The sequence below is a fragment of the Pseudomonas sp. LLC-1 genome, from assembly GCF_002992185.1.
Classification (GTDB): Bacteria; Pseudomonadota; Gammaproteobacteria; order Pseudomonadales; family Pseudomonadaceae; genus Aquipseudomonas; species Aquipseudomonas monteilii.
Map to the genome: position 1 here is coordinate 18,385 of NZ_LUVY01000003.1, position 14,446 is coordinate 32,830.

At 63.2% G+C, this 14,446-nt stretch carries 13 protein-coding genes and 1 pseudogene; 2 read left to right on the top strand and 12 right to left on the bottom strand.

Annotated features, from left to right (window positions below; translation table 11 throughout):
- Nucleotides 1–43: 43 nt before the first annotated feature.
- From murB to A0O30_RS01690, 8 genes are all read right to left on the bottom strand, one after another.
- Nucleotides 44–1,063, bottom strand: coding sequence for a UDP-N-acetylmuramate dehydrogenase (gene murB, locus A0O30_RS01655; RefSeq protein ID WP_105945362.1), 1,020 nt, complete (start codon nucleotides 1,061–1,063; stop codon nucleotides 44–46).
- A complete protein-coding gene (locus A0O30_RS01660; RefSeq protein ID WP_105945363.1) occupies nucleotides 1,060–1,524 on the bottom strand; it encodes a low molecular weight protein-tyrosine-phosphatase in 465 nt (154 codons plus the stop codon). The genes murB and A0O30_RS01660 overlap by 4 nt, the downstream gene beginning before the upstream one ends.
- Nucleotides 1,524–2,288 carry a 3-deoxy-manno-octulosonate cytidylyltransferase gene (kdsB, locus tag A0O30_RS01665; protein WP_105945364.1) on the bottom strand — a complete coding sequence of 255 codons (765 nt, stop codon included), beginning with the start codon at nucleotides 2,286–2,288 and terminating at the stop codon, nucleotides 1,524–1,526. Before kdsB ends, A0O30_RS01660 begins: the two co-directional genes overlap by 1 nt.
- Complete coding sequence (locus tag A0O30_RS01670; RefSeq protein WP_003247142.1) at nucleotides 2,285–2,470, bottom strand: Trm112 family protein; 186 nt, start codon at nucleotides 2,468–2,470, stop codon at nucleotides 2,285–2,287. The genes kdsB and A0O30_RS01670 overlap by 4 nt, the downstream gene beginning before the upstream one ends.
- A gap of 44 nt (nucleotides 2,471–2,514) precedes the next feature.
- Nucleotides 2,515–3,516 (bottom strand): tetraacyldisaccharide 4'-kinase, encoded by a 1,002-nt coding sequence (lpxK, locus tag A0O30_RS01675; RefSeq protein WP_105945365.1) that lies wholly within the window; start codon nucleotides 3,514–3,516, stop codon nucleotides 2,515–2,517.
- Nucleotides 3,516–3,950 (bottom strand): biopolymer transporter ExbD, encoded by a 435-nt coding sequence (locus A0O30_RS01680; RefSeq protein ID WP_012271149.1) that lies wholly within the window; start codon nucleotides 3,948–3,950, stop codon nucleotides 3,516–3,518. Before A0O30_RS01680 ends, lpxK begins: the two co-directional genes overlap by 1 nt.
- On the bottom strand, nucleotides 3,947–4,582 hold the full coding sequence (locus A0O30_RS01685) for a MotA/TolQ/ExbB proton channel family protein (RefSeq protein WP_016391244.1): 636 nt from the start codon (nucleotides 4,580–4,582) through the stop codon (nucleotides 3,947–3,949). Before A0O30_RS01685 ends, A0O30_RS01680 begins: the two co-directional genes overlap by 4 nt.
- A gap of 104 nt (nucleotides 4,583–4,686) precedes the next feature.
- Nucleotides 4,687–6,903 carry a DNA internalization-related competence protein ComEC/Rec2 gene (locus A0O30_RS01690; protein ID WP_105945366.1) on the bottom strand — a complete coding sequence of 739 codons (2,217 nt, stop codon included), beginning with the start codon at nucleotides 6,901–6,903 and terminating at the stop codon, nucleotides 4,687–4,689.
- A 142-nt stretch (nucleotides 6,904–7,045) separates the two neighbouring features.
- Here A0O30_RS01690 and A0O30_RS01695 point away from each other — a divergent pair.
- A pseudogene (locus A0O30_RS01695) lies at nucleotides 7,046–7,552 on the top strand (DUF2062 domain-containing protein); the annotation flags it as partial.
- Between the two features lie 9 nt (nucleotides 7,553–7,561).
- Here A0O30_RS01695 and A0O30_RS01700 read toward each other — a convergent pair.
- The 3 genes from A0O30_RS01700 to A0O30_RS01710 all read right to left on the bottom strand — a co-directional run bounded on the left by A0O30_RS01700 (nucleotide 7,562) and on the right by A0O30_RS01710 (nucleotide 10,026).
- Entirely contained in the window at nucleotides 7,562–8,341 is a 780-nt protein-coding gene (locus tag A0O30_RS01700; protein WP_105945367.1) for an ABC transporter permease, read from the bottom strand.
- On the bottom strand, nucleotides 8,338–9,270 hold the full coding sequence (locus A0O30_RS01705; protein WP_016715124.1) for an ABC transporter ATP-binding protein: 933 nt from the start codon (nucleotides 9,268–9,270) through the stop codon (nucleotides 8,338–8,340). The genes A0O30_RS01700 and A0O30_RS01705 overlap by 4 nt, the downstream gene beginning before the upstream one ends.
- Before the next feature lie 132 nt (nucleotides 9,271–9,402).
- Entirely contained in the window at nucleotides 9,403–10,026 is a 624-nt protein-coding gene (locus A0O30_RS01710) for a glutathione S-transferase (RefSeq protein WP_105945368.1), read from the bottom strand.
- A 280-nt stretch (nucleotides 10,027–10,306) separates the two neighbouring features.
- Between A0O30_RS01710 and A0O30_RS01715 the strand changes: the two genes are divergently transcribed.
- Complete coding sequence (locus A0O30_RS01715; protein WP_105945369.1) at nucleotides 10,307–12,754, top strand: acyl-CoA dehydrogenase; 2,448 nt, start codon at nucleotides 10,307–10,309, stop codon at nucleotides 12,752–12,754.
- A 65-nt stretch (nucleotides 12,755–12,819) separates the two neighbouring features.
- On the opposite strand, the gene A0O30_RS01720 is transcribed toward A0O30_RS01715, so the two are convergent.
- Nucleotides 12,820–14,337 carry a hypothetical protein gene (locus A0O30_RS01720; RefSeq protein ID WP_146256287.1) on the bottom strand — a complete coding sequence of 506 codons (1,518 nt, stop codon included), beginning with the start codon at nucleotides 14,335–14,337 and terminating at the stop codon, nucleotides 12,820–12,822.
- Nucleotides 14,338–14,446 lie beyond the last annotated feature (109 nt).

Consider the following 14,446-nt stretch of genomic DNA (forward strand, 5'->3'; position numbering starts at 1 on the left):
TGCCCGCTAACATGCACGTCGGGGCTGCTCCGCAGCCCCTCGATCAGTAGAGGTTAGGCTCCATCTCCAGCTCAACCCCGAACCGCTCCAGGATGTCAGCCTGAATGCGTTGCGCCAGCGCATGCATCTGCGCCCCGCTCGCCTGGCCGTAGTTGACCAGCACCAGCGACTGCAAGCGATGAACACCGGCATCCCCCTCGCGATGCCCCTTCCAGCCCGCCTGCTCGATCAACCAGCCCGCCGCCAGCTTCACCTGGCCTTCGGCCTGAGGATAAGCCACCACGCCAGGGCAATGCGCACGAATACGCTCGACCTGCGCGGCCGACACCACCGGGTTCTTGAAGAAGCTCCCGGCATTACCCAACTCCGCAGGGTCTGGCAGCTTCTCGCGGCGAATGCTGCAAATGGCATCACTGATTGCCTGGGCAGTCGGCTCGGTCGCGCCCTGCTCCGTCAGCCGCTGGCGCACCGGGCCGTAATCGAGATGGGCCTGCAGGGTATGGCTCAAGGCAAAGCGCACACGCAAGATCAACCAGCGACCAGGGTTGCGCTTGAACACGCTGTCGCGATAACCGAAATCACAGTCCGCCAAACCAAACTCACGCAGCTCACCTGTCTCGCGGTCCAGCGCCGTCAGGCCGGCAAACACGTCCTTGATCTCTACCCCATAGGCGCCCACGTTCTGCATCGGCGCGGCGCCCACAGTGCCAGGGATCAGGCTGAGGTTTTCAAGCCCACAATAGCCCTGCGCCAGCGTCCACTGCACGAACGGGTGCCATGGCTCACCCGCCTCGGCCTCGACCACGATACGTTCACCATCGTCGCTGAGCACACGACGGCCACGGCTGGCCATGTGCAGCACCAGCGCATCGATGTCACGGGTCAGCAGCAGGTTGCTGCCGCCGCCGATCACCAGCACCGGCAGGCCCTGCTGATGCGCCTGGCCCAGCGCCTGACGTACCTGCTGGTCATCCTGCGCCTGGCTGAAGTAGCGAGCCTTCACGTCGATGCCGAAGGTGTTGTACGGCTTGAGCGATACCTGCTCCTGCCACTGCACTGTCATAGCCGCCCCTTGATTTCCAACACCAGCGCCTGGCACGCCGCCTCGACCAGGTCCAGCACCTGTTCGAAGCCGTCTGCGCCGCCGTAATACGGGTCTGGCACTTCATCCAGCGCAGCACCATAGCGGCGCAGGAACAAGTCAAGCTCGCCCACTGCGTTGTGTGGGCGCAGGGCGCGCAGGTCGCGCAGGTTGCTCTCGTCCATCGCCAGGACCAGGTCATATTCGGCGAAGTGCGCCGCCTTGACCTGCTGGGCACGCTGCTGCGAAAGGTCGTAACCACGCGCCAGCGCCGCCTTGCAGGTACGGCTGTCAGGCGCCTTGCCCACATGCCAGTCACCCGTGCCGGCAGACGCCACCTGCACCTTGTCGGCCAGCCCGGCGGCCTGCAATTGGTGGCGCAGCACGCCTTCGGCAGTGGGCGAACGGCAGATGTTGCCCAGGCACACGAACAGAACGCGCATCAGGCCTCCAGCAAGCGCCGTACGCGCTCCAGGTCTTCAGGGGTATCCACACCCACGGCGGGCGCCTCGATGGCGTCCTCGACGTGAATGCGCACGCCATGCCACAGGGCACGCAGCTGCTCCAGCGCTTCGGTCTGTTCGAGCCAGCATGGCCCCCAGCCGACGAAGTCCTGCAGGAAGCCAACGCGGTAGGCGTACATGCCGATGTGGCGGCGATACGGCACACCCTCCGGCAGCACATTGCGGTCCTTGGCAAAGGCATCGCGAGCCCAGGGCAGCGGTGCACGGCTGAAGGTCAGGGCCAGGCCGTTCTTGTCACTGACCACCTTGACCGCGTTGGGGTTGAACACGGTTTCCGGCTCATGGATCGGCTCGGCCAGGGTGGCGATGCCAGCCTCTGGATGCGCCGCCAGGTTGGCGGCCACCTGGTTGATGATGACCGGCGGAATCAGCGGCTCGTCGCCCTGCACGTTGACCACGATGGCGTCAGCCGGCAGGCCCAGCTGTGCGGCCACTTCGGCCAGGCGGTCGGTGCCCGACTCGTGGTCGGCGCGGGTCATCAGCACTTCGGCACCAAAGCCTTGGCACGCTTCGAGGATGCTGGCGTCGTCGGTGGCGATGACCACGCGACTGGCAGCGCTTTTACGCGCCTGCTCCCACACATGCTGCACCATCGGCTTGCCGGCAATCGCCAGCAGCGGCTTGCCCGGCAGGCGCGTGGAGCGCAACCGGGCGGGAATCACTACCGTGAAGTCCAGGCTCATTTGTCCAGACGCTCGTCGTCGGTCAGGGTGCGCGCCTCGCTTTCCAGCATGACCGGGATGCCGTCGCGGATCGGGTAGGCCAGGCCGGCGCCCTTGCTGATCAGCTCGGTCTTGTCGGCGCTGAGCTTGAGCGGGCCCTTGGTGATCGGGCAGGCCAGGATATCGAGCAGTTTGGTGTCCATTGGAGGCTTCCTTTAGGCCAGTCGGCCGGAAATTGAAAATGGGCTCAGGGCTTGCGCAGCAGGCGCTGCAGCTGGCTGTCGAACCAGGCGCTGAACGCCGGGGTGGGCTGCGCCTCGACGGCCAGGTACCACCAGTCGTCAGCGGCGAAGGCCCGGCATTTCACCGCATCCTTCTCGGTCATGACCAACGGCAGCGGCGGGCTGAACGCCAGGCTCTGGGCGCTGAACTGCGCATGGTCGGCAAAGGGGTGCGGCACCGGCTGCCAGTTTAGCCCCAGCAGGGTATTGAAGAAACGTTGCGGGTTACCGATACCGGCTACCGCGTGCAGACGCTGGCCGGCGGGGAAGTGATCAAGCGCCCGGCGTTCGCCACTGCGCAGGTTGACCAGCGCGGACGGTTGCAGGCAAAAGCCAAAACCCTCGGCGCGGTCTGTGCTGGCACCATTGAACAGCACCGCGTCCGCAGCCTGCAGGCGCTCGGCCGGCTCACGCAGCGGGCCGGCGGGCAGGCAGCGGCCATTGCCCAGGCCACGGGCGGCATCGATCAGCACCAGCTCCAGGTCACGGGCCAGGCGGTAGTGCTGCATACCATCGTCACACAGGATCAGGTCGAGTGGTTCACTGGCCAACAGCGCCTGCACGGCACGGGAGCGGTCCGGGTCGATCATCAGCGGCACGCCCGTGCGCTGCACGATCAGCAGCGGCTCATCACCGGCCTGCCCGGCAGCTTGATCGGCCTGCACACGCCAAGGCAACTGCGGCGGCTTGGCGCCATAGCCACGGCTGACCACACCCACTTTCAGCCCCTGTTGGCGGCAGTGTTCGATCAGCCAGAGAATCATCGGCGTCTTGCCGGTGCCACCGACGGTGATGTTGCCCACCACGATGACCGGCACCGGCGCCCGGTAGCTGGCACTTTCGCCACTGAGAAAGCGCGTCCGCTTGCGCGTGACCACACGGCGGTACAGCGCCTCCAACGGGCGCAGCAACGCCAAGGCCGGATGCCCGGCGTACCAGGCAGCAAGCAAACGGTCGGCGAAAGCCATCAAGGCGTGCCCTGAGCCGCCTCGACTGTGGTCATGCGCAACTGGCTGAAACCGAGCTTGCCGGCAGCATCCATTGCAGTGACCACAGCCTGATGCGGCGTCTTGCCGTCGGCGCTGATGGCCAGCGGCAGCTTGTTGTCGCCGCCCGATTCACGCTCGATGGCTTCGCTCAAGGTGGCCAGGTCGCTCTTGGGCAGCAGGTGATTGTTCACCGAATACACGCCCTCGGCGCTGATGGTGATTTCCACCAGCTTGCCCTGGTCGGCCGGCGCCTGCTCGGCGCTGGCGGCTTCGGGCAGCTCGACACGCAGCTGAGTCTCGCGGGTAAAGGTGGTGGTAACCACGAAGAACAGCAGCAGGACGAACACCACGTCGATCAGCGACGCCAGGTTGATGTCGACGTTCTCCCGCTGGCGATTGCGCCGGAACTTCACGCCTTGCCTCCGGCCACTTCCACTTCACGGTCGCCCTGGATCACTTCCACCAGCTTGATCGCTTCCTGCTCCATGCCGACCACCAGTTCATCGATGCGGCGCAGCAGGAAACGGTGGAAGAACACGGCCGGGATACCGACCATCAGGCCTGCAGCGGTGGTCACCAGGGCCTTGGAGATCCCCCCGGCCAGTACGGCGGCGTTGGCGGTCATCTGCGAGCCCATGAAGGCACTGAAGATGTCGATCATGCCCAGCACGGTGCCCAGCAGGCCCAGCAGCGGGGCCATGGCGGCAATGGTGCCGAGGGTGCTGATGTAGCGCTCCAGCTCGTGGATGACGCGCGAGGCGGCTTCCTCGATGCACTCTTTCATGATTTCGCGGCCATGGCGCGAGTTGGCCAGGCCAGCGGCGAGGATTTCGCCCAGCGGCGAATCGGCGCGCAGGGCCTTGAGCTTGTCACTGGTCAGTTGCTTGTCCTTGATCCACATCCACACCTGGCCCAGCAGGTGCGGCGGGGTGACGCGACTGGCGCGCAGGGTCCACAGGCGCTCGACGACGATAGCCATGGCAGCGATGGAACTCAGAATGATCGGCAGCATCATCCAACCACCAGACTTGACCAATTCCCACACAGTAAACGCCCCTTCGGAAAAAGGCCGCCACTCTACCATAGGCGCGCCGAGGGCTCATCTGCCGGAGGTCAGGGAATTGGCCTGGCACCTGAGAAGGGGCCGGTTTAGCCATCGCTACGCTCACGCCAGAATCGCCGCTGCCCCCGCACACCTTCAACCGTCCCGTTTCTGCCCAACACCAACCGCAACGCCCCCTCCACCGCCGTATCATGTATCGCCATCCCATACCGTCGATAGCGCTCGACCACCTGCACATGCGGGTGCCCGAAGCTATTGTTGCGCCCCCGCGAAATCAGCACCCCGCGCGGCGCCGTGGCACGGATGAAGGCCTCGCTGGACGAGCTGCGGCTGCCATGGTGTGGCGACTGCAACCAGTCGACCCTCGGCGTCTCGGCGGCCGCCAGCCAGGCCTGTTCGGCACCGGCCTCCATATCCCCCGCCAGCAGCAAGCGCTCGCCCTGCGCCTCGACCATCAGCACGCACGAGCGGTCATTGCTGCTCTGTCCGTCGGCCCAACGCCATAGCGAAAATCGCACGCCATCCCAGTCCCATCGCTCGCCGCTGACACAAGGTTGCAACGGAACATCGTTCAGCGCTTCCCCACCGATTATCCGCCGCACCGGCAGACCTCGCTGGATGGCGGCAGCGCCGCCCGCATGATCAGCATGGGCGTGGCTGACCAGCATCACGTCAAGGCCCGCCACCCCCAGCTTGCGCAGGGTCGGCAGCACCACCCGCTCGCCCAGGTCACTGTCACCCTTGGCCGGCCCGGCATCGTAAAGCAGGTTGTGATGGCGGGTGCGCAACAGCACTGCCAGCCCTTGGCCGACGTCCAGTTGCCAGACTTCGACCTGCCCAAGCGGCACCGCCTCCCTCGGCACCCACAGGGCCAACAGCATCACGCCCCCCAACCCACGCAACGGCACGCCCCGAGGCAGCAGCACCAACAGCGCCCCCAGGCAAACCAGTAACCAGGCCCACACTGGCAATGCCGCCGGCATCCAGGCCGGGCGCTGTTGCGCCACCAACGCCAACCCTCGGAACAACAGGTCCAGCAGCCCGCCCGCCAGCCATAACAACGCCTCCCCTACCCCGGGCAATGGCAGCAGCACCGTGCCCAGCAGCGCCATCGGCAACACCGCCAGGCTGATCCACGGCACCGCTACCAGATTGGCCAACGGCGCACTCAAGCTCACCGGCAGGCCAGTCGCCAACAACACTGGCAGCAAACCGATGGCGATGACCCATTGCGCCCGTGTCCAGGCTTGCCAGGGCCGCCAGCCCCCTAGCCGGGCACTGAAGCAATAGATAAGCGTGGCGACTGCGGTAAACGACAGCCAGAACCCCGGCAACAGCGCCGCCAGCGGTTCGACCAGCAACACCACGACCAGCGCCAGCAACAGCGGCAACAGTGCACCGAGGTGGCGAAAACGCAGACGCCAGAGCAACACCACGGCCAACATCAGGCAGGCGCGCTGCACCGGCACGCCCGCACCGGCCAGCCAACCGTAGGCCAGTGCTGCGGTCATGGCCAGGCCACACGCCCAGGGCAACCAGGGCAGCCGTGCAGGCCACAACCCCCAGCGCGCCAGCCCGGCAACCAGGCCATACAGCAAACCGGCGACCAGGCCGATATGCTGGCCAGAAATCACCAGCAGGTGCACCGTGCCGGTGGCCTGCAACGTCTGCCAGTCTTCCCGGGCCAGGCCCGCCCCGTCACCCAACACCAGCGCCACCAACGCCGCCGTTCGGCCATTGGCCTCGACTGCGAGCAAGCGCTGACGCAGCGCATCGCGCCAACCACCGGTTACTGGCGCCAGCAGCTGCCCCGCCTTGACCGTGCCCGTGGCACCCACCCGCCGCGCCAGCAACTGCGCCTCGCGGTCTGGCCCATGCGGGTTCGACAGCCCAGCCGGACGCTGCAAGGTCACGGCCAGCCGCCACTGCTCGCCCGCCCGCAGAGGCGGCCCGCCGAACCAGCTCAGTTGCAGGCGCTGCGGCAGCTCGGCCCGCCGCGAGCGTGCCGCGTCCAGCTCGAAGCGCACGCCTTGTGCCGTTCGGGCCGGCAAGCCGACCACCCGCCCTTCCAGCCACAAGGTGCGGCCATCCAGGCCGGCAGCCAGGCGATCATCAAGGGCCTGCTGGACAGACCCGCAAGCCCAGCACAGGCCCAGCAGAAAGCAGCCCAACGGCCACACGCGGGTGAACAGGCTGGCGACAGCGCAGGCAGCCAGCGCGATCAACCATCCGACCGATGGCAATGCGGGGAGAAAGCCCAGGCACAACAGCCCGAGCGCGAGCGCAAACATCCCTGTGCGCATGAGGTAGAGCTCCAGAAGGCAAATCACCCTCTGAGGCATAGCCCAATTGCCGGCAACCCTTGCTCAACAATTGTCACAAACTCTAAACGAGGCTGAATCCGAATCAAGGCATACTGCCCGGATCAACGCTCCGGGAGCCTACATGCCGCGCCGACTTTTCAAACGCTACATGCCGGACCCGACCAGCATTCGGGAACACAAGTCCTTACGCTTTTTCGGCAAGCTGCTGCACGACCCGAACCTCTGGCACCTGAACCGTCATTCAGTGGCACGGGCCATGGGTGTGGGCCTGTTTGCGGCGTTGATCCCGATGCCGGCGCAAATGCTGCTGGCCGCCGCGCTGGCCATTCCGGTGCGCGGTAACCTGCCGATTGCCGTCAGCCTGGTGTGGCTGACCAACCCGCTGACCATGCCGCCGGTGTTCTTCGTCACCTACATGACCGGCGCCTGGCTGATGCAGGTGCCGCCGCGCACCCTGCCCGACGAGCTGACCTTCCAATGGATCACCGACCAGCTGTCGACGCTGTGGCAACCTTTCCTGCTCGGTTCGGTGGTGTGCGGCGTGGTGCTGGGCATCGCCGGCTACTTCGCCACCATGCTGTACTGGCGCTGGTGGGTGGGCCGGCAGTGGCGCCGTCGCCAATGCCGGTGCAAGGCCTCAGGCCCGCATGCCGCGGCCGCTGACCAGCAAGCGAACGCACACCCCATAGAGCACTGCGGTGGCGACCAGCATGAAGGTGATCGCCGTGCCAATGCTGATATCCGACACCCCTAGAATGCCGTAGCGGAACGAGTTGACCATGTGCAGCACCGGGTTGGCCAGCGACACGGTCTGCCAGAACGGCGGCAGCAGGTTGATCGAGTAGAACACCCCGCCCAGGTAGGTCAGCGGCGTCAGCACGAAGGTGGGGATGATCGAAATATCGTCGAAGTTGCGCGCAAACACCGCATTGACGAAGCCCAGCAGCGAGAAGATGGTGGCCGTCAGCAGCACCACAGCCACGGTCACGCCCAGGTGATGCACCTGCAGGTCGGTGAAGAACATCGACAGGAGGGTCACGATCACCCCCACCGCCAGCCCGCGCAGCACGCCACCCAGCACATAACCCACGAGAATGGTGTGCGGCGATACCGGCGACACCATCAGTTCTTCGATCGAGCGCTGGAACTTGCTGCCGAAGAAGCTCGACACCACGTTGCCGTAGGAGTTGGTGATCACCGACATCATGATCAGCCCCGGCACGATGTACTGCATGTAGGTAAAGCCGCCCATGTCGCCGATCTGCCGGCCGATCAGGTTACCGAAGATGACGAAGTACAGCACCATGGTGATGGCTGGCGGCAGCAAGGTTTGCGGCCAGATGCGCAAGAACCGCCGCACTTCGCGGTAGACGATGGTGTTCAGGGCGACCCAGTTGGTGCGCAGTTCCACACTCATACGGCCACCTTCGACAGGTTTTTTTCCACCAGGGACACGAACAGCTCCTCAAGCCGGTTGGTTTTGTTGCGCAGGCTTTGCACCTCGATGTTCTGCAGCGCCAGCTGGCCGAACAGTGCGGTGATGCCAATGTCCTTTTCCACTTGCACCTCAAGGGTGTGCGGGGTCAGCAGCCGGCACGGGTAGCCTTGCAGCACCGGCGCGCTGGCCAGGTCCTGCTTGAGGTCGAGCACGAAGGTTTCGACATGCAGCTTGCCCAGCAACTGGCGCATGCTGGTGTTCTCGACGATGGTGCCGTGGTCGATGATGCCGATGTTACGGCACAGCTGCTCAGCCTCTTCCAGGTAGTGGGTGGTGAGGATGATGGTGATGCCTTTCTGGTTAAGCTCGGTGAGGAAACTCCACATCGAGCGGCGCAGTTCGATGTCCACACCTGCGGTGGGTTCGTCGAGAATCAGCAGGCGCGGCTCGTGGATCAGCGCGCGTGCGATCATCAAGCGGCGCTTCATGCCACCCGACAGCGAACGCGACTGCACATCACGCTTGTCCCACAGGCCCAGCTGGGTCAGGTACTGTTCGGCGCGCTCCTTGGCCACCTTGGGTGGGATGCCGTAGTAGCCGGCCTGGGTCACGACGATGTCGAAGGTTTTCTCGAACTGGTTGAAGTTGAACTCCTGCGGCACCACGCCCAGGCAGCGCTTGAGCGCCGAAGGCTCGCGGTCCAGGTCATGGCCGAACACATTGACCGTGCCGCTGGTTTTGTTCACCAAAGTGGACAGGATGCCGATGGTGGTCGATTTGCCGGCGCCGTTAGGGCCGAGCAAGGCGAAGAAGTCGCCTTCGGCAACATCAAGGTCGATGCCTTTGAGGGCCTGAAAGCCGTTGCCGTAGGTCTTGGTGAGCTGTCGGATGGACAGGGCGGAACTCATAGCGGGTCACTTACCGAAAAAAAGGTGCAGGACACGCCAGGTAAAGTCACTGGCGCAGTGAGTGCGGCCATGGTGCAAGGCCAGGCCGCACAAGTACAGTCACATCTATTGATAATGACTATCGAAGCAGGGTCAGGTGAGCGCGGTCATCACCGCGGCCTGATAGGCCGGGCGCTGTTTCAGGCGCTCATACCAGGCTTCCAGGTGGTACATGGCCGGGCGCTCGATGGGCATTTCGAACCAGGCATAGATGAAGCTGCCCAGTGGGATGTCGCCCATGCCGATCTGGTCACCGGACAGGTAAGGCTGTTGGGCCAGGGTTTCGTCGGCGATGGCCAGCAACTGGGCGCATTGTTTGTGCGCGGCGTTGATCGCCACCCAGTCGCGCTGGTCTTCCGGGGTGCGCAGCAGGCCCCAGAACAACGGGCGGAACGGTGCAGCGAAGGATGAGGTGGTCCAGTCCATCCACTTGTCGGCCAGGGCGCGTTGACGTGGGTCTTCCAGGTACCAGCCCTGCTCGGCGCCGTATTCGGCGCACAGGTAGCGGACGATGGTGTTGGACTCCCACAGGGTCAGGTCGCCGTCCTCCAGCATCGGCACCAGGCCGTTGGGGTTGCGGGCGCGGTAGTGCGGCTCGTTGACCACGCCGAAGGCGCCGCCGGCGTCGATGGATTCGAAGTCCAGACCCAGCTCGTGGGCGATCCACAGCGCCTTGCGCACATTGCTCGAATTCTTGCGGCCCCAGATCTTCAGCATGGCAATGTCCTTAATGAATGCGGAGGTGGTGCAGTCTACTCCAGAGTTTCGCCGCCTGTACCGGCCTCTTCGCGGGCACGCCCGCTCCCACAGGATCACCACAGTCATCAAACACTCACTACTCCTGTGCGGGCGTGCCCGCGAAGAGGCCGGTACAGGCAAACAAAGAACTGAAACTCCCACCGCCACACCCTGTCACTGTTCTGAACCTGCCGTTCACAGCGTTGCGTCTAAGCTGTCTGGGACGGCTAAAGCCCCCTGGTTCCAAGGAGGACCGATTATGTTGCTGTTGTGGTTGGTGGTGCTGGTAATCGGCGCGGCATATCTCACGCACCGGCGCCTCGCGCCTTTGCAAATACTGGGCATCATGGCGGCCTATGTGCTGCTGATGGGCATTTTCAGCAGTGCGCCCGGCTGGCTATTGGCCCTGATCTGGGTGGTGCTGGCATTGAAAATCGCCCTGGTGGCACTGCCGGACTGGCGCCGCAAGGTGTTCACCGGCCCGATATTCCGCTGGTTCCAGCGTACCCTGCCGCCCATGTCGCAAACCGAGCGCGAGGCAATCGACGCCGGTACGGTCTGGTGGGACGGCGAACTGTTCAGCGGCCGCCCCGACTGGCGTACTTTGCTGGCCTACCCGGCACCGAAGCTGACTGAAGAAGAGCAAGCCTTCATTGACGGCCCGACAGAAGCACTGTGCGCCATGGTCAGCGACTGGCAGATCGGCCAGGACCTGGACCTGCCGCCCGAGGCCTGGCAGCACATCAAATCCCACGGCTTCTTTGCCCTGATCATCCCCAAGGAATACGGCGGCAAAGGGTTCTCTGCCCATGCCCACTCCCAGGTGGCGATGAAACTGGCCACGCGCAGCGGCGACCTGGCCTCCACGGTAATGGTGCCCAACTCGCTCGGCCCGGCCGAATTGTTGTTGCACTACGGCACCGACGAACAACGTAACCACTACCTGCCGCGCCTGGCCCGTGGCGATGACATTCCCTGCTTCGCGCTCACCGGCCCGTTGGCCGGCTCCGACGCAGGTGCAATGCCCGACACCGGGGTCATCTGCAAAGGCCAGTGGAACGGCGAAGAGGTCATCGGCCTTCGCCTGAACTGGGAAAAACGCTACATCACGCTAGGGCCGGTCGCTACCCTGCTGGGCCTGGCGTTCAAGGCCTACGACCCGGATCACCTGCTGGGCGAGGAAGAAGAACTGGGCATCAGCCTCGCACTGATCCCAACCGAAACCCCCGGCGTGGATATCGGCAAACGCCACCTGCCGCTGGGCGCCGCCTTCATGAACGGCCCTAATAGCGGCAAGGACGTTTTCGTGCCGCTGAGCTTCCTGATCGGCGGCCAGGCCATGCTCGGCAAGGGCTGGATGATGCTGATGAACTGCCTGTCTGTTGGCCGTTCCATCTCACTGCCCGCTGTGGGTACCGGTGCGGCCAAGTACACCAGCCTGGTCACCGGCCAGTACGCCAACATCCGCGAGCAATTCAACGTGCCGCTGGCAGCCTTCGAAGGTATACAGGAATCACTGGCACGCATCGGCGGCAATGCCTGGCTAATGGATAGCGCCCGCCTGCTGACGGCCAAAGCTGTGGACTTGGGCGAAAAGCCTTCGGTGTTGTCGGCGATTCTCAAGTACCACCTCACTGAACGTGGGCGCGAATGTATCCAGCACGCCATGGACGTGCACGGCGGCAAGGGCATCATCATGGGGCCCAACAACTACCTGGGTCGCAACTGGCAAGGGGCGCCGATCTTCATCACGGTCGAGGGCGCGAACATTCTCTCGCGCAACTTGATGATCTTCGGCCAAGGCGCCATCCGCTGCCATCCGTTCGTGCTGAAAGAAATGGCTTTGGCTGGCCGTGATGACCGGGAGCAGGCACTGAAACAATTCGACGACCTGCTGATGAAACACATCATGTTCGCGGCCGGTAACGCCGCCAGCACGCTGGTGTTCAACCTGGGCCTTGGGCGCTTCGAGCCAGTACCCGGGGATGCCTTGAGCCAGGGTTACTTCCGTGCCCTCAATCGTCAGGCCGCCGCCTTCGCCCTGCTCGCCGACCTGTCGATGATGCTGCTGGGCGGCGCACTCAAGCGCCGCGAACGCCTGAGTGCGAGGCTGGGCGATGTATTGAGCTACCTGTACCTGTCCAGTGCCGCGCTCAAGCGCTACCACGACCTGGGCTCACCCGAGCACATGCAGCCACTGCTGCGCTGGGCCCTGGAAGAAAGCCTGGGCCAGGCGGAAAAGGCGTTGGACCGGCTGCTCGACAACTTCCCCAACCGTTTCGTCGGTTGCGCACTGCGCGTGCTGGTGTTCCCCTTTGGCCGTCGCCATACCGGGCCGAGCGATGAACTGGATGCCGAGGTGGCAGCACTGATCGGCCGCAGCAAGGGCGACCCGGCGCTGGAGGAATTGCTTGCCGGATGCTTTAGACCACAAGCCGAGGGCGACCCGGTGGCAGCACTGCAGCGGGCCTGCGATCTTCTGGACGAAGCTGCGCCACTGCACAAAGTGCTGCATCAGGCGATTAAGGAGGGCAACGCTTATCCTGCTCCCGGGCAGTCAACCATCGATGCCGCCGTCGCGAGCGGGGCACTGCAAGCTGACGAGGGGCACCGGTTGCACGCGGCGGAACAGGCACGACGGACGGTGATCGATGTGGATGCATTCGACAAAGAAATGCTGAGGCTGACACAGGGCAGAATCCGCTAAACATCAATTGACTTGGCGCCAATCGGGCCCTGTGCTCGCTTGGCGCCAGCGCTCGCACGCCTGCTTCAGTCATTGAAGAATTTAACGGCTTGGGTCGCTGAATATAGAGGGACAGGAATAACCGTGACCGCCCAGTACAACAATCGGCTACTGTCCATATCGCGCCCTGCAATGACGCTTACGGTCGAAGGGGCCGAGTTTCCCGGGGTGAAAACCCCGGCGTTGGAAACCGAACCGCCGCCATGGAGGGTAGACCACTCCGTTTCACCAGCAGGCACGGGCATATCCTTGCCTTCGTCCACATCGTAGTACCACAACTGGAGGGTCAAACTACCGTTAACAACAGAGTATTTAATATAGTGCGTTTGCCTGGCGTATAACGTGACAAATGTAGAAAGGGCAGAATTACCATTCACCGTTACTTTGATGACATCGAACACTGCTCGTTCCCTGACCGTCTCCACCTGCGCTGGCTTCTCCAACGTCTTCCGAACATCTTCGTATATTACAGATGGCGCCTGAGAAGGCGGCGGCACATAATAGCAAGCGCTATCGCTTTTCTCCAGCGCTCCATGCTGGTCGCCAACAAATACTATCGTGGCGTTTTTCAAATCGGATATTTCCATCAGCTCTTTTTCAAACCCCGCGCCGACTACGCACATCAACGGGCTTACTGATACCGGATCACCTGCAACGCCTATATCAGCATCTTCCATGGCTGCACTGCGCTTACGCTTGTATCCAAAGTTAAAGAGTATTGATGCCGCTTCATCATGGGATGGGTCTACCAGGGCCGTTCCTTCCGGCACCATCAAGGACGCCATCCACTCGCTGTCAAGGGGGCGCTGCGGAATCAGGATTTCCGGAAAGGCCGTAGCAAGGCTGGTAGCACTAAAACCCTGAAAGGAGCCCCATCCAAGGGCAGTGGACAACATGTCACTGCCCCTCACCAACTCTGCGGTTGAGGGCGACACAAGGCCATAATTGATACCCTCCAAGATTGCAGCAGCGGGCACTAATGCCACATCTTGCAGCCAGGGGTTTTCCGGAGCTGCAAGCAAGTGATAAAGCACTACCTTTTTTTGCTCATTATAGTGCTCAGCCAATAGCCGCTGTTCGCTATCGTTTCCGCTGTAGGTATAGTCCACTGCACCGTTCCACACCAGACTCACCGCTCTATCTGCCAGTGTCGAGTAGACGATTTTAAAGCGCTCATTGTAAGTTGTAAAAGCGATGCTGATTGTCAACATCCAGTGACCGGGGCGTTCCATTGTCCGAACATAGCTCATCCAGGGGGCGCTCGCGCCCGGGTCTGTAGTGAGCGCGACTTCCGTTTCTCTCAGCGCCCGCTGCTCCAGGTCAAGGAACAAGGTAGCGCCAGAGCTTCTGTATGCCAACTTAGGCAGCCCCATCTGTAACTGTTTGAATTTCTTGGTGCCGGGGCCGGTTTGCCTGTCCAGATTGATCATTTCCCCTGGGGCATCGGACAATGCAGGGTAACGATCATGCCAAAGCGTATTGAGCATGCTCGTCCCAATTTCCATTGCCCCAAGAAACATTGGTGATTGCGATTCAGTACTCATTGCCCGTCTCCTCTGTAATCCCTATCAGATTCCCGATGCCAGCATGACCGGCATTGCCCGCCTCGAATACTGGCAAAAATGTCAGGTCAGCCCCCGCGACTGCTCGATG